This window comes from Piscibacillus halophilus (assembly GCF_900110685.1).
Classification (GTDB): domain Bacteria; phylum Bacillota; class Bacilli; order Bacillales; family Alkalibacillaceae; genus Piscibacillus; species Piscibacillus halophilus.
Map to the genome: position 1 here is coordinate 1 of NZ_FOES01000045.1, position 19,050 is coordinate 19,050.

The following is a 19,050-nucleotide window of genomic DNA, read 5'->3' on the forward strand; positions in this document are numbered from 1 at the left end:
GTCTGAAATGCGTTTTCTCGATCTCGTGGCACCTGAAGGTCTTGGATGCGACCGTATTTCGTATCCAATTGACGACCGTAACTGCCGTTCTTATAGTTTTTTAGCTCAGGATTTTCTTCGAAAAATTGATTCATTTCTTCCTTCATAATTGTTTCTAGCTTCTCTTGGACGAAAGAGCGGACTAATTCGTCCAGTTGATTTTCGAGGTTGTTTTGTCCTATACTTGTAAACATGAGGTAGGGCATCTCCTTTCATGAGTTGATTTCGTTGTTTACTCTGAGGATACCCTGCCTCTTTTTTTGTCTTCAAGAGTTTTACACAAACTATTGTACGTCATCCGTTAAATACTACTTCTTGATATACTGTAGATAAGCACCCGATAGTTTAAATACAACATTTCACAAATTCATTAACCCCGATTACATTTGACTTGTAAAGTTTTTAACCAAAAACTATCCCCATAATAAGTTTATAGGATAGTTTAATAATGTTAACTAGAGTGTTTAAAATATTCAATATAATATGTTTGTTTATCCTTAGAAAAGGAGTGGTAAACAATGAACCTATCTACGAGGATTTTATGACTGCCTTTCCATTCTAGTATCTGCTCTTGTACTTGTACCAAGTGTCTGGATCTTATCCTCAATACGTTCTAATAACCTTAATTTATCGCAGGTTAAGGGGCAGTAAAAATCAGGCAACACCTATTTCATTTATAGAAAATGAGATTGTAAATAATAACTTATTTTATAAGAGAAACCACTTTAATTATCCAGCTCTTTCTTACTCAAACTATTGGCTCCCAATTAATGGGATCATGTCAACACCAATATTGCTTTCCATGGAGGACATTCTTCAATTACCTTCAAAAACAATACTAGCTGTCCTTGAATGTTCAGGGGATAAACGTAACCTTTTCGAACCTAAAGTATTTGGAGAACAATGGGAAAAGGTGCTATAAGCCAAGGCTATTGGAAGGGTGTACCGTTACGAACCCTGCTGGAACTTTCCGGGATAAGGGAAGGATCAAAAGAAATTGTCGTAGAAGGATATGATTTTGGAGAAAGAACCGATCTAAATGAGGTTTTTACCTACGCTAGAAGTCAGCCTATAGAGAAGGCTATCCATCCTGATACCATTATTGCCTATGAATATAATAACCAGCCAATTCCGTTTAAACATGGTTATCCACTAAGATTAATTGTTCCACAGTGGTATGCAATGGCGTCTGTTAAATGGATAAAGCAGATTAGTGTTATTGATTCTAATTTTAAAGGACCATTTCAAACAATCGATTATGTGTATTATCCTGATAAAGAAAATAATAAAGATGCCTACCCTGTTACTACAATAAATGTAAACTCGACGATTCAAAAGCCTTTAGATAAGGAGACTTTAAATAATGGTAAGCATTTGATTAAAGGGATTCCTTGGACAGGTAAAGGCTTTATTACAAAGTTGGAGATAAGTATCGACGGTGGATTACTTGGCTAAATGCAATGTTAGAGTCAGCTAAAAATGCTGGTTATGGGTGGCAATCTTGGTCTTATGAGTGGACTGTACTGGACAAAGGTGAATATAAGATTATGACAAAAGCTACTGATTCTTATGATAGAACTCAACCAACCCTACCTTTCTGGAATAGAAAAGGTTACGGTTATAATGCAATTGATGAAATTTAAGATTGAATAGAAAGCTAAATAAAGAAGAGAATGTTGTATAGAATACCTAGTCCAGACCTAAATGTAAATCATTCGGATAATGCGACTGTCTTAAGGTGTACAGCATGCACACTTGATTAACTTACCTTTATTTAAGGCAGAAAGAAAAACAAGCCATTGTAATTATGATTAATTACAATGGCTCTTTATTAAAGTTTACATATTGCTTTTTAAACGTTTTAAAATACGATAGTAATCATCCAAATCAATCCCTGGAGCGAATTGCTCTGGAAGTTCTGGAAAATCGGGTACAGGCGCACCTTCAGGCATCCCGTCAATTACATGCAGCCTTTCACCTGTTTCTGGGTTTGCACCTTTCCATATTTGGTTGATATCACGATAATCCGCTTCTCCCCATGTATACAACACATTGTACAATCCTTGATCCATAAACTTTTTGGCATAATCAAACTTATTATTATCCAAACTTGGAACTGGAAGCATTTTACCCACATCCACACCTGTAGCTACTTCTAGTGCTTTTGCATAGGCAATAATATGAGTCCCACCTCTGACAAGCAAGTATCCGGTCATCTCTAAGGCAGTCGGATGGGTCGTCATTTCATACACACGCATTTTGTGGTTTCTAGCACCGATTTCCAATAAATAATTGGCGAGTAGATCTTCAACGAGCGTTCCACTGTTATTTACATACGACCCATTCCACGGTCTTCCCATCCCGTCACCTGGAAAAGCTGTTTGAGCAGTGGTTGTAAAATGTGTAGAATAACGGGCATCCTTTCCATTTTGCAGTGGGGCGGAATCAGGATTGCCAGGAATGGTATTGCCAATCGAAAGCAGATTAATTGCATTCGCTACTAATTCAACATGGCCAAATTCCTCCGCTGTAATACTTGCAATTAAATCATAAAAGGGCTTTAGCTTTTTTTTACCGCGGAAATTAAAGGATTGAAACATGTAATTGTTTAAGGTGGACATCTCACCGAATTTTCCACCCATTAATTCTTGTACAGCTGCAGCAGCATTCATATCGCCATGTTCTGGATATGGTAACTCAATGGCAATTTTATTCACGCGTTTCAACATAAGCTTTACACCTCCATCCGTAAACAATAATCATTTTCATCATATGTTGGATGGAGCTTGGCTTATTCTCACATCGTCGAATGAAACCAAATTATTTGTGCTGTACGTACATAGAATGGTGTCCCGCCCATCATGATGACGATATGATCAGGCATGACCTCTTGTAATACACCTCGTACAGAGCCGTGGGTCGTTTGAACAGCAAGGGATTGATTGTGAAGTCCCATTAAAGCTTGATAAACATATGGATCACTAAGTTTCCAATTTTCACTCATTTTCAACACACTCCTTTTCATGAAGCCCATAGCAGTATATGCAAGGAAGTAAAAATGTGCATTTTGTCCAATTGGAATGTTGGTTTTCGGATTTATTCAGACATCCATTCTTTCATTAGAAAAATAAACCCAGATTCTGAATCCAAAATAAAAACACCTATGAAATAGTGTCAGGGCGTTTCAATCTTAATAATCACCAATTACTGTGTGGCTGGGGCTATAAACTTCCTGATTTGATACTCAATATCCTTCTTAAACTAACGGTGGCACCCGTTACTTTAAGTGTAACTGTTCACAAACTTACTTTATTATAGATTTTTCCAATTCACTTTTATGTGTTATAATCGTTATAATAATTATAATAAGGATGTGATCTTTTGGAGCAATTCGAAAGAAAAGTTACGAAGGTTGGAAATAGTTTTGGAATTACTCTTCCTCATGAGTTACTTAAACAAGTTGGCTTAGCACATGGTGACGATGTTCAGGTTGAAGTTAAGGATGGGAAAATTGTTTTGAGAAAAAAAGAGCAGGTAACACTTCCTAAAGGCGTTGATACAGAATTCATGGATATTTTAAATGATGTCATTAATGAGCATGACAAAGCGTTTAAAGGGTTAGTGAACAGATAATGAATGACGTCATCTATCTCAAAACGAACCAGGTGATTGCTATTAATACAGTACAAATTCGTCAGCCTTACATAAAAAACACAATATTTAACTCAATAAACGCAACCACTTGTTCAATGGGGTAGCGTCAGGAAAATGCGGATTTACAACGCTAAGCCCATTTTCAAGACGATTCCCCCAGTTTTAACAACGTTAAGAAAGTTTCAATGGTCTTAAAGAATCTAACGAGACCATTTTCTCCGAATTAAAATGGTATTCTCCAAGTAAATTAATATGTTCCCAACCTAGAGGCGACACGACATATGGTGTGCAATAAGTCTTTATTAAAACTACCTGACCGTTTTTGATATTCAACTGCTTTGTTAGATGTAAGATATTCCAGATAGTTAATGGCATTGATAATAATTATGTTTAAAGCTCTGGCCCTTTGAAGCGATACTGTATGGTTCGTTCCTAACCTCTCCTTATTTTCCAAAAAAGAAAATAGGTCTTTCTGGACCACGGCTTCTCCTTTGTTCAATTATTATATTAATCCTCTTTCTTTTTTCGCTCTAATTAACGTGCTTTTTGAAATACCAGTCATTTCCTCTACCTGTTTATAGGAATTATTTTCTTTTAGCGATATAGCGTGTTCTATTTGTTTCTTGTTATATTTCTTTGGTCTACCTTCTCGAAAGTCGTCACGTTGTTTTGCTATGGCTTTTCCTTCCTGAGTTCGCTCTACAATCATATCTCTTTCAAATTCGGCAAAGGAGAGCATAACATTTAAAATTAACCGCTTGCAGATGAGTTAGGTTATACACGAATGTGGATGGCTGAACACCATGGTACGGATGCTTTAGCGAGTTCAGCCCCAGAAATAACAACAGCGCACTTAGCTGCTAAAACGAACCGTATTCGCTTAGGAACTGGCGGCGTAATGATGATGCATTATTCTCCGTTAAAATTGGCGGAGGTGTTCAAGACTTTGAGTGCATTTGCTCCGGGGCGAATCGATTTTGGGGTGGGACGAGCTCCTGGTGGTGACCATTTTAGTATGTATGCTATGGCTGAAGGTCGTCAGCCAATGCTGAATAATATGTATGAAAAGCTAGAAACAGCTCTTCAATATATTAATGATGAAGTGCCGATTGAGGAATTATATAGTCGAACGATGGCAACTCCATCAAAGGTTGTGTTGCCTGAAGCTTGGTTGTTAGGGTCCAGTGGCAACAGTGCATTGAAGGCAGGTCAGATGGGTGTTGGTTATTCATTTGCCCAATTTTTTAATGGAGAATTATCAAAAGAAATTTTAGATACGTATAAGGTTAACTTTGAACCATCCGATTTTATGGAAGAACCAGAAATTAACGTCTCATACATGGTGACAGTAGCTGAAACAGAAGAAGAGGCAGAGTTTGAAGCGGGGCCTCAAGATATTTCTCGTCTTAAATTGATGAAGGGGCAAATTACACAAAATATTACACCTGAAGAAGCACAAGAATATCCGTTGACAGAAATGGATCGAATGCGAATTCAGGAAGCTCGGAAACTACATTTAGTAGGTGCGGCAAAAGACGTTGCTCAAACAATTCAAGATGAACAAGAAAAATACGGTTTTGATGAAGCCATGATTGTAAGTATTCCGCATTCTCAAGATAAACGACTAGATGTCTATCGTCTTTTAGCGCGTGAGCTTTTATAGGAAAAAGAAATAACGATTAAAAAGGGTTCAATTTCATTTTGAACTCTTTTTTTTATGTGAAAATGAATGGAATGTCTAAAGGAAATTTTAAGAATTTTTAGTTTAATGTTAAAGTATTCTAAATTTTTACCGATATTTCTTAATGTATTGATATACATCGAGGGAGAGGTGGCATTTTTGAAATTTTTACATTCAATTAAGTCTAAATTAATTATTATTATGCTGCTGTTGTTAATCACACCGCTCATTATTATTGGAGTGATTAATTATACACAAACAGCAGTTCTTGAAAAATCGATTGTTCCTAAGGAGGTTCTTGAGGATACAGATCGTGAATTTAGGGATACGTTCAATAATTATGAAGAAATTTTGCTTGATATTGCTGGTGCGGAAGAAATGCAATATGAAAATTACTTGAATGAAGAGGGGTCAAGTGAATCATATAGTCATTTACCTCCTGCAAATGATCCAAGTTTAATTGAGTTTTATGAGGATTTTTTATCTAACGAAGCTTCAGAACATGAATACATATTAAATTCTTATTTAGCTACACCTGATGGAGCTATTTATTTCTCAGACGTTCCTTCGAGCGACTCAGATTTATCTGAGTTTGACGCGACAACACGTGGATGGTACATTGATTCGGTTGAAAATCCAGGTGAAGTGACATGGACAGAGCCTTACATTGATGCCGTGACAGGTGGTTCAGTTATTACGTTAGCAACGACTGTGTCTGATGCTCAAGGTGACGTGATTGGGGTTTATGGAATTGACTTTGAAATGGGAGCGCTAGTAACAGAACTTCGTAATCATACATTGATGTCGACGGTCATTGTTTCAGCGATTGCTATTTTAATCGGAACGGTTGCAGTTATTCTATTCGTTCGTCAAATTACGAAAAAGCTTCATGCCGTTCAAGGTGGTTTATCTAATGTAGCTGAGGGTAACTTGTCTGAATCGGTTAATGTAAAGGGTAAAGATGAACTTGCGCAGCTAGCGGATAGTTATAATCAGATGATCGAGAATATGCGTGAACTTATTTCAAGCGTGATTGAAACATCTGAGCAAGTAGCCGCGTCATCGGAAGAGCTAAGTGCAAATGCAGATGAAACAACAACTGCTGCTGAACAAATTTCAAGCTCTATTCAAGAAGTGTCGAACGGTAATGAACAACAGGTTGAGAATGTCACGCGCTCAAACAATTTTGTGGATGATATCTCTCAAAATATACAAGAAATTGCTAAACGTACTGAACGAGTTACACAGTCGTCCGTTGAAACATCAGAGAAAGCTTCAGAAGGTGAAAAGGTCGTTAACCAAGCAATTAATCAGATGGAAAGCATCAGCTCGAATGTAACGGGTATTGGAGAGGTCATTAAGCAACTAGATGAACGATCCAATGAAATTGAAAATATTTTACAGATGATTAACGACATTTCTGAACAGACTAATCTATTAGCGTTGAACGCAGCCATTGAAGCGGCTCGCGCAGGTGAACACGGAAAAGGATTTGCGGTGGTTGCTGATGAGGTTAGAAAACTAGCTGAACAATCTACGAATTCGACGGTTGAAATCTCTAAGATTATATATGAAATTCGTAATCAAACAAAATATGCTGTTGAATCTGTGGAACAAGGTGTTATTTCAGTTGATGAAGGGCGAAACCTTGTCAATCGTGCAGGTCAGTCGTTTAATGAAATCTCGTCTGCTGTTACTCAAGTTTCATCAAGAATGAAAGAAGTGAATGAATCCATTAGTGAAATTGAACAACGAAACGAATCACTTGTTCATACAATGGGAGAGTTAAATAAATATACTGAAAATACTTCAGGATTAGCACAAGAAGTTGCAAGTGCCGCTGAGGAACAAACGGCATCAGTTGAAGAAGTAACTTCGGCAAGTGCTGTTTTAGCAGAAATGGCTGCTGAACTACAAGAAACTGCTTCTAAATTTAAAATATAAAAAGTAAAGGGTTCGACGCGTGGTCGAACCTTTTTTAAATGTTTAATAACTCACGAATTTCATCTTCGTTGAGGCTGCTGAACATCGTCTCGCCAGGTTGAATGACGTTTTCGATGAGTTCACGCTTTTGTTGTTGTAAGGCGTAGATTTTTTCTTCAATGGTTCCTTTTGTAATCAATCGGTGAACTTGAACTACGCTTTTCTGTCCAATACGGTGTGCGCGACCAGCTGCTTGTTCTTCGACTGCTGGATTCCACCACAGATCATATAAAATCACCGTATCAGCACCAGTTAGGTTTAACCCTGTTCCACCGGCTTTTAATGAAATAAGAAATAGTTCTTTTTCACCTTCATTAAATCGATTGACCATTTCCACTCGTTCTTTTGATGGGGTTTGACCATCTAAATAAAAGATTTGACGTCCTTGATCCTCAAGCTCTGCTTGTATAATTTTTAACATACTCGCAAATTGTGAAAATATCAGAATTCGGTGGCCATTATCTCTGGCACTTTCAATCATGTCTAGTAGTTGATTCATCTTTCCTGATTCGCCTTCATACCCTTCAATAAATAGCGAAGGATGACAGCAAAGTTGTCGCAATCTCGTTAATCCAGCTAAAATCTTCATTCTATTTTTCTGAAAGCCTTCAGTCATCGCATCGGCAGTCTCATTTTTAATTTTTTCAAGATAACCGAGGTACAGTTCTTTCTGTTCTCTTGTGAGATCAGAGTACTGAACGGATTCAATTTTATCTGGTAACTCTGTTAATACATCTTGTTTCACACGTCTTAAAATAAAGGGTCTGCTCATTCTTGAAATTTGTTCTTGTGATAAGTTTTTGAATTCCTTTTTGTTCGGGAAAAACTTAGGCAATACCACATCAAAAATGGACCAAAGCTCATCTAAAGAATTTTCAATCGGGGTTCCACTTAACGCAAACCGTTCTTTAGCATGAATCGAACGAACGGCTCTCGCTTGTTTCGTTAAATGGTTTTTAATCGCTTGTGCCTCATCTAAAATTAAGGTTGAAAACTCTAATGGCTCATATTGTTCCACATCTTGGCGGATGAGGGGATATGACGTGATGACAACATCTACGTCATCTATTTGATTTAACAACATTTTTCGTTCGGTAGCCGTACCACTTATGACTAGGACTCTCATCGTTGGAGCGAATTTATCAAATTCGGCTTGCCAGTTGTAAACGAGTGAAGCGGGTGACACAACGATGGCAGGCTTAGCATCTGGATTTTGTTCTCGTTCAGATAATAAGAATGTAATGCTTTGTAAGGTCTTACCAAGTCCCATGTCATCAGCTAAAATACCACCAAAGCCATAACGACTAAGTGATGCTAACCATTGAAACCCTGTTTTTTGATACTCTCTCAAATCAGCATTTAAGTTTTTAGGAAGCGGGATGTCTGCTCGGCTCGGTGTTTTAATATCATCAATGAGCTGTTGAAATGCCTCGTTATATTTCTTTTTCATCCCTTGCGAAACAGCATCCTCAAGTTGCAACCCTCGGTAAGCAGGGAGCTGTACCGTTCCATTCTCAACATCTTTAGGTTTTAAGTCAAGATCATGTAGTAGATTCGTCATTTGAGTTAGAGATTCATATTGCAATGGAACAAAAGAACCGTCCGGTAGTCGATAAAATCGCTTTTTCTCAATAACGGATTGGAGTAAACGACTAATGTCTTCTTGATTAATGTCACCAATATCGAAATTGACTTCTAAATAGTTTTCGCCCGATTCATAGTCAACGTTAATAGTTGGATAGTCGACTTCATGAAATAATAAGTTTTTAACCGCTTGGGTTAAATAAAAGTTAACGAAATCTTCTAGTTGTGGGATTTGTTCATATAGAAAATTAAAGACTTCAAGTTCTGTATTTAAATAAAGCTCTTCACCGTTATATTTAAAACCTGCATGTTCAATCGCTCGCATGACGCGTTGTTCTTTTTCATGTTCACGAACTAAAATTTGATCCTTTAATTTATAAGTACTAGTAGGTTTCATAGGGTCAATGGAAATGTTGTTATAACGATAACGAACTTGTGCGGTTAATCGCTCATCATCCCAATCTAAATGCATCGTTGTTGTGAGTGTTGGGCTGACAATGGATTCAGATACTTTGTCAGATAACTCAACTTCCCCGATTTGTTGAAGATTCGGTAATACTTGCGAGACGAACGTATCGATCTCTTGCTTTTTAATTGATATCTTTTCTTGTTCAGAAAGGACGTTAAAAGCACGTTCGACCACTTCTTTTTGAGTGTTTTCTAATTTGTATAATTGATTGAAAGATTGAATCATACCGTAGTTTTTTATATATTCTGCTTGGTGAATGAACCCTGGATGAAATTCATATCCATTTTCAGTTTCGGTTAAATAAAATTCAAATGGAAGTTCACCTTCTGTCCATTCAAAATATTTATAGGCTCTGATTTCGTCTTCAAAGCTCGCTCCAGTTTCCGCTAAAAGTGGAATTAATTCATTCGCAAACGATGGTGGAATGACCATTGCTTTTTGTGAAGCGGGTGTAGCAAACCGGCTTTCGTAAAACTCTTCATTTTGATAAATAGCTATTAAAATGTCTATAATTTGTTGATCACTTTCATTAAAAACATGTTGCTCTGGTAAATAAGAAAAGTTAGGTGTGAAGAAGTGTTCTTTTTGCTGAATGACACTTTCTATAAAACGTTTTAAGTTTTTAACAACATATGTTCGATCAACACCAACTTTCATCTCGACGAAAAATTGAAATCCGAACCATAATTTGCGTTCGATTTTTAAGGTGAATTCTGTTTCTAAATATTCTTGGTACCCATCAATGACGTGTTCTTCTGTTTGAAGTTGATCTGAAAAAAGGTCGATTAGCTTGGCGGAATAGTCAACGTCATGAGGGGTTCGATTGATAATTAAACGATTATAAATTTCTTCTTTAAAGAATTCTTTTTGATGATTTGAATTTGACCTTGAGTTTATTTTAAGTAGGGCTGCGACGACATGTTTACATTCCCCGAAGGTATCATGAGCAGGGCAATTGCATTGATGAGTGATATACCCTTTATGGTCTTTAATATGCACGTGATAAGGCTCAGATCCCATAACAGTCGCATCCCAACTGTTTGTTTCATCGTCAAATTTTAAGTCAACAACGGCCCCGTTTTTGAAATAACGTTGCCCTCGTTGATATATACGGCTTTCAAACATATTTTTAATTTCTAATTCGGTTAACATTGATCCTCACCCTTACTCTTTTACGCTATTACCATCTTAACATTTTACATTACAAAATATACAAGTTAATGGTATCATTCAAGGGGAAAGGAAGGGAATTCATGGAACAACACATCATATTTTTCGATATTGACGGGACATTACTAGATCATCATAAAGAGCTGCCACAAAGTGCAAAAGAGTCCATTTTTAAATTAAAAGAACAAGGACATGAAGTTGCGATTGCGACAGGTCGAGCGCCATTTATGTTTAAAGACATACGTAAAGAGCTTGGGATTGATACATATGTCAGTTTCAACGGACAGTATGTGGTGTTAAGAGGTGAAGTGATATACAAAAATCCTTTAGATAATGAAGAATTAGTAGCTTTAACCGAGAAAGCTTTAGAAAATGAACACCCTGTTGTGTTTATGGATGCTGATGATATGAAAGCCAATGTACCAGAGCATGAATATATAAATGAAAGTATTTCATCGTTGAAAATAGATCATTTTCCATCTCATGATCCTGATTATATCGGACGGGAACTTTACCAAGCACTCCTTTTTTGTGTGAAGGGTGAGGAACAACCGTATGTCGACCAGTTTAAAAAATTTGATTTTGTAAGGTGGCACCGTGTTTCAGTGGATATTTTGCCAGCTGGTGGGTCGAAAGCGGAAGGAATCGACCGTATTATTGACAAGTTAGGGATACCAGCTGAACGACAAGTGGCTTTTGGGGATGCACGAAATGACTTAGAAATGCTTAGTCAAATTCACCACAGCTTTGCCATGGGGAACGGGCATCAAGAAGCTAAAGAGAAGGCTCGTTACGTAACAAAGCGTGTAGATGAAGATGGTATATTGTATGGATTAAAACAAATTGGATTAATAAAATGATGAAACCTCGCTGGCATTCCACCCAGCGAGGTTTTTCTGTATATATCAGTTATGAACTATCTGAATAAAAGGCTATGCTCTAAAGATAATAATGACATAGGTTATAAATACTGTTGAGGGGGCATAGCGAATGTTAAAAAAAGCTAAACCAGCATTTAGCATATCAGTAGGAATCATGCTTGTTCTGGTGTTGCTTGGAATCATTCTGCCTGAAGGGTTAGAAAGCGTGACTGAAACTATTCAGGTTTTTATTTCTGATAAATTCGGATGGTATTATCTTATTTTAGTTACCTTATTTACGATTATTTGTTTAGTTTTTTTTAATCACACCATTAGGAAAAATCAAATTGGGAGGTCCTGATGAACAACCAGAATTTAATAGACCAACATGGATTGCGATGTTGTTCAGTGCTGGAATGGGGATTGGACTTGTATTCTGGGGAGCGGCAGAACCGATTAATCATTATGCGATTACCAATCCCTTTGCGGAAGAGACAGGTACAGAGCAAGCGATTCGGGATGCGATGAGCGTGACGTTTTTCCATTGGGGGATTCATGCCTGGGCGATTTATGGAATTGTGGCATTAGTTCTCGCTTATTTTAATTTTAGGCATAATCGACCTGGCTTAATTAGTGCTGCTTTAAATCCGTTGTTTGGAAAAAGTATGGAAGGTCCATTGGGAAGTGTCATAGATGTATTAGCCGTGATTGCGACGGTTATAGGAGTGGCGACCACATTAGGGTTTGGAGCTGTACAGATTAATGGTGGACTTTCCTTTTTATTCGATATCCCATCAAGTTTTTGGATGCAACTAGTCATTATCACGATTGTAACGGTATTATTTATGATTTCAGCTTGGACAGGTTTAGGTAGGGGGATCAAGGTCTTAAGTAATGTCAATATGATATTGGCTATAGCCTTATTTTTTATCATGTTTATGATCGGTCCAACGATGTTTATTTTGAATATGTTTACACAATCTATCGGTGCTTACTTTCAAACGTTACCAACTATGAGTTTCCGTATAGCACCGCTTGATCAGGCAGAACGAGATTGGATTAATGCTTGGACAATATTTTATTGGGCTTGGTGGATTGCTTGGGCTCCGTTTGTCGGAATATTTATAGCACGTGTTTCGAAGGGGAGGAGTATCCGAGAGTTTGTGTTTACCGTCTTAGTTGTTCCATCATTAATCGGGTTTTTATGGTTTTCTACCTTTGGAGGAACTGCGATCTCTCTTGAACATTTCGAAGGGGTAGATTTATCATCATTAGCCACTGAAGAGATGCTGTTTGGTGTATTTTCCAATTATCCGTTTGGGATGGTCGCATCGATTGCTGCAATCACCCTGATTAGTACATTCTTCATAACCTCTGCTGATTCTGGAACATATGTATTAGGGATGATGACGACTGGCGGTTCACATCAACCAGGGCAGGCTATCAAGCTTACATGGGGAGTTTTATTATCTGCGACGGCATTGGCGCTTTTATATACAGGAGGATTACAAGCTTTACAAAACACGATGATCATTGCCGCATTACCTTTTTCGATTATTATGTTATTAATGGCCATTAGTTTTCTGAAGGCTATATATAAAGAAGGAAGAGAACTAGGAATAGGAAAAATACCTAAGAAAAAGACCAAGTAATATCATTTTATACAGTGAATAAAAGAGAGCGTCCTAAGGATAATAAAAAGCATAGAGCAATCTAATATTAGATATTCTTTTGGAATGGTCGTATTAGTTGAGAAAGGGGCTCTCAATAATGTTAAGTAAGTTAACTCCTGTTTTTAAAATATCAGCTGGTATTATGCTTATATTAGTCATTGTAGGGATGATTTGGCCTGATTGGTTAGAGCAATTAACAACAGACGTCCAAGCGTTTATTGCAGATACTTTTGGATGGTATTACTTAATTGTCGTAACATTTTTTGTGATAGTGTGTTTAGTATTTTTAGTTACACCATTAGGGAAAATACGGCTTGGTAAGCCGGGGGAAAAACCAGAATTTAAAAGACCGACTTGGATTGCGATGTTATTTAGTGCTGGGATGGGAATTGGTCTCGTATTCTGGGGAGCAGCTGAGCCAATCAGTCACTATGCTGTGAGCTCACCTACACTTGAAACCGGCACTGAACAGGCGATTAAAGATGCGATGCGATTTACGTTTTTCCATTGGGGAATTCATGCTTGGGCGATTTATGGAATTGTGGCGTTAGTATTAGCTTACTTCAATTTCAGGCATGATAAAAAGGGGCTTATAAGTGCTACACTCCATCCGATTTTTGGAAAAAGTATGGATGGGAATTTTGGTCGACTGATTGATGTGTTAGCCGTTATCGCAACAGTAATTGGAGTAGCTACAACTCTCGGGTTCGGTGCCGTTCAAATTAACGGAGGTTTATCATTTTTATTTGATATGCCAACTAACTTTTGGATGCAGCTCATTATTATCGGAATTGTTACCGTGCTATTTATGATTTCAGCTTGGACTGGCTTAGGTAAAGGGATTAGGATTTTAAGTAATACGAATATGATTCTAGCTGTATTACTTTTCGGCTTAATGTTTATAGTAGGCCCCACTTTATTTATTTTAAATATTTTTACGAACTCAATCGGAACTTATGTACAAAATTTACCGGCCATGAGTTTTCGAATTGCTCCGTTAGACGAAGAATTACGTGAATGGATTAATGGGTGGACCGTTTTCTATTGGGCGTGGTGGATTGCTTGGTCCCCATTTGTAGGAATATTTATTGCTCGTGTATCGAAAGGGAGAACGATTCGAGAATTTGTGTTGACGGTATTGATTCTGCCTTCTATAATCGGATTTTTATGGTTTTCAACATTTGGTGGAACAGCGATTTCGCTTGAGCATAATGGAGTAGACATAATTTCTGAACTAGCAACTGAAGAAGCCTTATTTGGAGTATTTTCAAACTTTCCACTAGGGATGGTTGCTTCGATTGTGGCGATGATTTTAATTGGAACGTTTTTCATTACATCTGCCGATTCAGGTACATTTGTATTGGGAATGATGACTACAGGTGGATCACACCAGCCAGGGCAACGCATCAAGCTTGTATGGGGAGCGTTATTATCAGCCACTGCTTTAGCTTTACTTTACACAGGTGGGTTGCAAGCACTTGAAAACACCATGATTGTCGCGGCTTTACCGTTCTCAATCATCATGTTACTCATGACCATTAGCTTTATAAAAGCGATTTTTCAAGAAGGAAAAGAGCTAGGAATAGGTGAAATTGAAACTAATAAAAAGTTGAAAAAAGATGATTGAAAAAATCCCTGAGATACGTGTCTCAGGGATTTTAATATAAATATTAGTATACCTTATCTCCATTAAAGATGGAGTTTTTAACAATAACATAGTCAACGTGACGAATTGCGTTTAATTGAGTACCGCCCGCGTATGAAATGGCTGATTGTAAATCTTGTTCCATCTCAGTTAAGGTATCTTGTAAGTGACCGCGGTGCTTGACCCATTCTTTTTTACCTTCAACGTTTTTCTTCTCACCTTTTTGGAATTCCGAAGCTGAGCCGAAGTATTCTTTATAAAGCTTACCGTCAATCTCCACCGTTTCGCCAGGTGATTCTTCATGTCCAGCGAATAAAGAGCCGATCATCACCATTGATGCGCCAAAACGAATCGATTTTGCGATATCGCCATGTGTTCTAATACCACCATCGGCAATAATCGGTTTTGTCGCAGCTTTTGCACATAAACGAATCGCTGCCAATTGCCAACCACCAGTACCGAAACCAGTTTTAATCTTCGTAATACATACTTTTCCTGGTCCAATCCCAACTTTGGTGGCATCTGCACCTGCATTTTCTAATTCACGAACAGCTTCTGGCGTCCCAACGTTACCCGCAATGACAAAGCTTCCAGGTAAGTGTTGCTTAATATGCTTAATCATGTTGATCACTGAATCGGAGTGACCATGGGCAATGTCAATCGTGATATAGTCAGGTGTTAAGCCTTCTTGAGCTAATGTTGTAACGAAATCATATTCTTCCGATTTAACCCCTACACTGATTGAGGCAATCAGCATACGTTCTTGCATATCTTTTACAAATTGCAGACGCTTTTCAGGTTCGAAGCGATGCATAATATAGAAATAGCCATTTTCAGCTAAGTAAGTTGCAATGTTCTCATCAATAATTGTCTGCATGTTCGCAGGGACAACGGGTAGTTTAAAATGATGTCCGCCAAACTCCACTGACGTGTCGCATTGTGAACGACTCTCTACAATACATTTTGCGGGAATTAGCTGTACATCTTCGTAATCAAATACATTTTCCATGTTTATCTCCCCTAAAAACGAATATTTAAAATAAATTGTTATGGAATGTTCGTACATTGTTAATTTACTAGAAAACGAATGGTTTGTCAAAAAGATATTTCAAAAGAAGTGTTATAATGGTCGGGAGGTGATTACATGGCTCGTCAGAAGAAGTTTACAACTGATGAATTATTTCAGATGACCAGACGTCTCTTATTAGACCATGGATATGAAGGGTTTTCATTTAGCGTATTAGCAACAAGGTTAGATGTCTCAAGAGGGACGATTTATAAATACTTTGAGAATAAAGAAGACCTCGTGACGGAATATATGTTATACGAAATGAATAAGTATTTAGAGGAATTAAAGGGAATCCATCAATATGAGTTGTTTGAGGATCAACTCGATTTTTTACTGGATTTAATGTTTCGCGATCAAGAACTTCTACAGGTTATTGAGATGGGACAGAAGATTCCAATTCAAGAAAGTGACCGTGCCAAACTGAATCATGAAAAAATAGAAACGTTACATATTGACATGTATCAAAATTTAGCCGATATGATTAAATTAGGTAAGGAACAAGGGAAGGTCAGAGAAGAGATCCCTGATTCACTTGTATTAGGATTCATATTTCAATCGATTACGATTCCTAATCATTTCGGTGTTCCACCCCATGAGTGGGTACGTTCCATTAAAGATGTTATACGTCATGGAATGTTTAAAGAGTTAAATTGACACGCTGTAATTCATACTTGATAATGAAAGTGACAGGTGTGTCATTTTATTTTTATAGAAAGTGACAGATGTGTCATTTTTATAGGAAGGAGATTAGGTAAGTGGATAATTTTCTACATAAAATGACCGATCGAGTGACGACAAGAAAAGGGATGTGGCTGACGCTATCGGTTTGGCTATTAGCAGCTATTTTGTTATCGGTATTCGCGCCAAACCCTAAAGATTATCAAGTTCCGACGATTAATTCTTTACCTGAGGATCAACAATCAGTTTTGGCTGAAAATAAAGTCGATGAATACTTTGAAGATGATGATGGACTTTTGGCTTTATTAGTGTTTGAATCAGATGAAAATGTGAATCAAGAACGATTATCTTCAATTGTAGAGTTGATCCGAGATGAAAACATTGAAGGGTTTAAAGGAATTATTCCACTTGATCAATTACCTTCACAAGCTACGGAAGAGTTTCTTTCTGATGACGGAACGACCGCGTTTATTCCGATGACCTACCAGGCTTCATTGGAAACGGACGAAATCAAAGTGGCTAATCAACAGGTCTATGACATCGTGGAACAAGAATCAGATCTGAGTTTAGCTATTACGGGACCTGCTGGCATTGCTGTTGATTCATTAGATCTGTTTTCAAGGGCAGATTTAGTTTTAATTTTTTCAACGGTTGGAATTATTCTTGTACTATTGGTTGTGATTTATCGTTCTCCGTTACTCGCATTAATCCCACTTCTTGCGGCTGGTTTCGTGTATCAAGTCGTGAATCCGTTATTAGGTATTTTAGGAAAAAGTGGAGCGGACTTAAGTACACAAACCATTTCCATAATGTCGATTTTATTATTTGCTGCTGTGATTGATTATTCATTATTTGTTTTCTCTAGATATCGAGAAGAATTAAAGGAGCATGCAAGTAAGTTTGATGCAATGAAACGAGCGATGAGACAGACAGGGATGCCTGTATTTTTCTCGGGAGGTACGGTATTAGCGGCAATGCTAGTATTGTTTTTTGCGCAGTCTGGTGATTATCGAAACTTTGCCCCAACTTTTGCAACGGCGATGGCAGTTATTATGGTTGCATCCATTACGTTAGTTCCAGCTTTGTTTACGTTATTTGGCCGTCGAGCCTTTTGGCCAAAGATTCCTAAAGTTGGCCAAGATAAGTTGAAAAGCAATTCCTTCTGGAGTAAGGTTGGGGGGGTCGTTGTTAAACGACCAATAGGATCAGTCGCTTTAGTAGCAATATTTTTATTTATTTCTGCGTTAAATATGTTCAATTTAGAATATGAATTCAACACGCTTCATTCATTTCCAGAAGATATGCCTTCACGAGCTGGATATGAAGTGTTAGAAAGCAACTTTGACTCAGGTCAATTGGCGCCAACCACTGTTCTTTATGAGGGAGACGAGGCCTTAACTGAGGAAGAACAAAAGACGTTAATAGAGGAGTTGGAACAACAACCACTGGTTCATCAAGTTCGGTTGGATGGGATGGCTGAAAATGGAGAGGTGCTCAACCTTAGCCTGACTTATTCAGAAAATCCTTATAACACTGTTACAATCGATGCTTTAGAAAAAACGATTGATCAGTCTGGAGAAATTTTGTCTAATGCCGGATTAGAGGGTGAATTATTTTTCGCTGGTGAAACAGCTAGAATTGTGGACGATCGTCAAGTGAATAATCGGGAAGTTATTCTCATCGTGACTTTAGAGACCATCTTAATTTTTGGAATGCTCGTCGTTTTAACACGTTCGGTTAAAATGCCCATTTATATGATGGGAACCATTCTAGTGTCATTCTTTGCAGCTTTGGGGCTGGGGATGTTCTTAACGGATCTATTTTTTGATATCGATACGATTAGTAACCGTGTGCCTTTATATGCGTTCGTGTTCTTAGTCGCACTTGGGATTGATTATAACATCATGCTCGTATCACGATTCCAAGAAGAGCGAAAGAAACACCCAGTGAAAAAAGCCGTCGAGCTCGCTGTAGCGAATACGGGTGGAGTGATTTCATCAGCAGGACTCATTTTAGCAGCAACCTTCGCAGTCTTAATGACACAACCGATCCAATTATTATTCGTATTTGGGTTTATTGTAGCTGTGGGGATATTGATGGATACCTTTATTATACGAGGGATATTGCTGCCAGGGTTGATCGTATGGTTTGAGAGGGATTAAATGAAAGAGCATCAAATGTGTGACGGTTTGATGCTCTTTTAAATGTGTGCCCGGCATGGGCTATAACTTGGTGGTGAAAGTCCACTACAGGCCTGGCAGTAGGAACTGTTAGCTAATGGCAAGGGTGTCCACCGTGAGGTGGAATCTGAAGGAAGCCTAAGGCAAAATCTTGAACTGACGAACAGAAACTGTATATAAGGCTGAATTGGAACGGATGAGTTTGCATTACAAAACGAAGTCCTATACTGCACGAATTCCATACAGTAAATACAGCAGTTATATGGGAGGAAGGTTATAGCTCTTACCCGGGGAGGTCTTGCAAGGGTTCCCGACAAGAGGGAAGAAATTTTCCACAGGAACAATCACGGCAGTGATGCTGTGAT

The 19,050-nt window shown here is 37.9% G+C and carries 13 protein-coding genes and 5 pseudogenes; 11 read left to right on the top strand and 7 right to left on the bottom strand.

The features are described from left to right. The coding region (locus BMY57_RS13735; protein WP_143063796.1) for a transposase at positions 1 to 233 on the bottom strand (233 nt) is incomplete at its 3' end. A 584-nt stretch (positions 234 to 817) separates the two neighbouring features. Here BMY57_RS13735 and BMY57_RS16585 point away from each other — a divergent pair. The 3 genes and pseudogenes from BMY57_RS16585 to BMY57_RS16340 form a co-directional block, all read left to right on the top strand. Beyond that, positions 818 to 1,218, top strand: a pseudogene (locus tag BMY57_RS16585) (molybdopterin-dependent oxidoreductase); the annotation flags it as partial. A gap of 3 nt (positions 1,219 to 1,221) precedes the next feature. Beyond that, complete coding sequence (locus BMY57_RS16590) at positions 1,222 to 1,494, top strand: molybdopterin-binding protein (protein ID WP_412976862.1); 273 nt, start codon at positions 1,222 to 1,224, stop codon at positions 1,492 to 1,494. A gap of 5 nt (positions 1,495 to 1,499) precedes the next feature. Continuing rightward, positions 1,500 to 1,682 carry a hypothetical protein gene (locus tag BMY57_RS16340; RefSeq protein WP_250620307.1) on the top strand — a complete coding sequence of 61 codons (183 nt, stop codon included), beginning with the start codon at positions 1,500 to 1,502 and terminating at the stop codon, positions 1,680 to 1,682. Positions 1,683 to 1,877: 195 nt separating this feature from the next. On the opposite strand, the gene BMY57_RS13745 is transcribed toward BMY57_RS16340, so the two are convergent. Further along, entirely contained in the window at positions 1,878 to 2,768 is an 891-nt protein-coding gene (locus tag BMY57_RS13745; RefSeq protein WP_091775506.1) for a manganese catalase family protein, read from the bottom strand. Positions 2,769 to 2,836: 68 nt separating this feature from the next. Then, complete coding sequence (locus BMY57_RS13750) at positions 2,837 to 3,043, bottom strand: YuzF family protein (protein ID WP_091775509.1); 207 nt, start codon at positions 3,041 to 3,043, stop codon at positions 2,837 to 2,839. A 377-nt stretch (positions 3,044 to 3,420) separates the two neighbouring features. Here BMY57_RS13750 and BMY57_RS13755 point away from each other — a divergent pair, with 377 nt between their 5' ends. Beyond that, positions 3,421 to 3,672: an AbrB/MazE/SpoVT family DNA-binding domain-containing protein gene (locus tag BMY57_RS13755; protein WP_091775512.1), complete on the top strand. Its 252-nt coding sequence runs from the start codon at positions 3,421 to 3,423 to the stop codon at positions 3,670 to 3,672. 192 nt (positions 3,673 to 3,864) lie between these two features. Here the strand turns inward: BMY57_RS13755 and BMY57_RS16595 are convergent. Further along, positions 3,865 to 4,108 (bottom strand): annotated as a pseudogene (locus BMY57_RS16595) (Tn3 family transposase); the annotation flags it as partial. 87 nt (positions 4,109 to 4,195) lie between these two features. Continuing rightward, a pseudogene (locus BMY57_RS13765) lies at positions 4,196 to 4,450 on the bottom strand (recombinase family protein); the annotation flags it as partial. Between BMY57_RS13765 and BMY57_RS13770 the strand changes: the two are divergent. Both BMY57_RS13770 and BMY57_RS13775 read left to right on the top strand, forming a co-directional pair. After that, positions 4,451 to 5,356, top strand: a pseudogene (locus BMY57_RS13770) (MsnO8 family LLM class oxidoreductase); the annotation flags it as partial. 177 nt (positions 5,357 to 5,533) lie between these two features. After that, positions 5,534 to 7,318, top strand: a complete 1,785-nt coding sequence (locus BMY57_RS13775; protein WP_177176395.1) for a methyl-accepting chemotaxis protein — start codon at positions 5,534 to 5,536, stop codon at positions 7,316 to 7,318. 34 nt (positions 7,319 to 7,352) lie between these two features. On the opposite strand, the gene BMY57_RS13780 is transcribed toward BMY57_RS13775, so the two are convergent. Then, positions 7,353 to 10,562, bottom strand: a complete 3,210-nt coding sequence (locus BMY57_RS13780; protein ID WP_091775522.1) for a DEAD/DEAH box helicase — start codon at positions 10,560 to 10,562, stop codon at positions 7,353 to 7,355. A gap of 101 nt (positions 10,563 to 10,663) precedes the next feature. Here BMY57_RS13780 and BMY57_RS13785 point away from each other — a divergent pair, with 101 nt between their 5' ends. From BMY57_RS13785 to BMY57_RS13795, 3 genes and pseudogenes are all read left to right on the top strand, one after another. After that, on the top strand, positions 10,664 to 11,440 hold the full coding sequence (locus BMY57_RS13785) for a Cof-type HAD-IIB family hydrolase (protein ID WP_091775525.1): 777 nt from the start codon (positions 10,664 to 10,666) through the stop codon (positions 11,438 to 11,440). A 130-nt stretch (positions 11,441 to 11,570) separates the two neighbouring features. Next, positions 11,571 to 13,092: pseudogene (locus BMY57_RS13790) on the top strand (glycine betaine uptake BCCT transporter). 118 nt (positions 13,093 to 13,210) lie between these two features. Then, a complete protein-coding gene (locus BMY57_RS13795; protein WP_091775528.1) occupies positions 13,211 to 14,740 on the top strand; it encodes a glycine betaine uptake BCCT transporter in 1,530 nt (509 codons plus the stop codon). Between the two features lie 43 nt (positions 14,741 to 14,783). Here the strand turns inward: BMY57_RS13795 and guaC are convergent, their stop codons facing one another. Continuing rightward, positions 14,784 to 15,767 carry a GMP reductase gene (gene guaC, locus BMY57_RS13800; RefSeq protein ID WP_091775529.1) on the bottom strand — a complete coding sequence of 328 codons (984 nt, stop codon included), beginning with the start codon at positions 15,765 to 15,767 and terminating at the stop codon, positions 14,784 to 14,786. Between the two features lie 135 nt (positions 15,768 to 15,902). Between guaC and BMY57_RS13805 the strand changes: the two genes are divergently transcribed. Beyond that, on the top strand, positions 15,903 to 16,481 hold the full coding sequence (locus tag BMY57_RS13805) for a TetR/AcrR family transcriptional regulator (RefSeq protein ID WP_091775532.1): 579 nt from the start codon (positions 15,903 to 15,905) through the stop codon (positions 16,479 to 16,481). A 101-nt stretch (positions 16,482 to 16,582) separates the two neighbouring features. Beyond that, positions 16,583 to 18,667 (top strand): MMPL family transporter, encoded by a 2,085-nt coding sequence (locus BMY57_RS13810; protein ID WP_091775535.1) that lies wholly within the window; start codon positions 16,583 to 16,585, stop codon positions 18,665 to 18,667. Positions 18,668 to 19,050 lie beyond the last annotated feature (383 nt).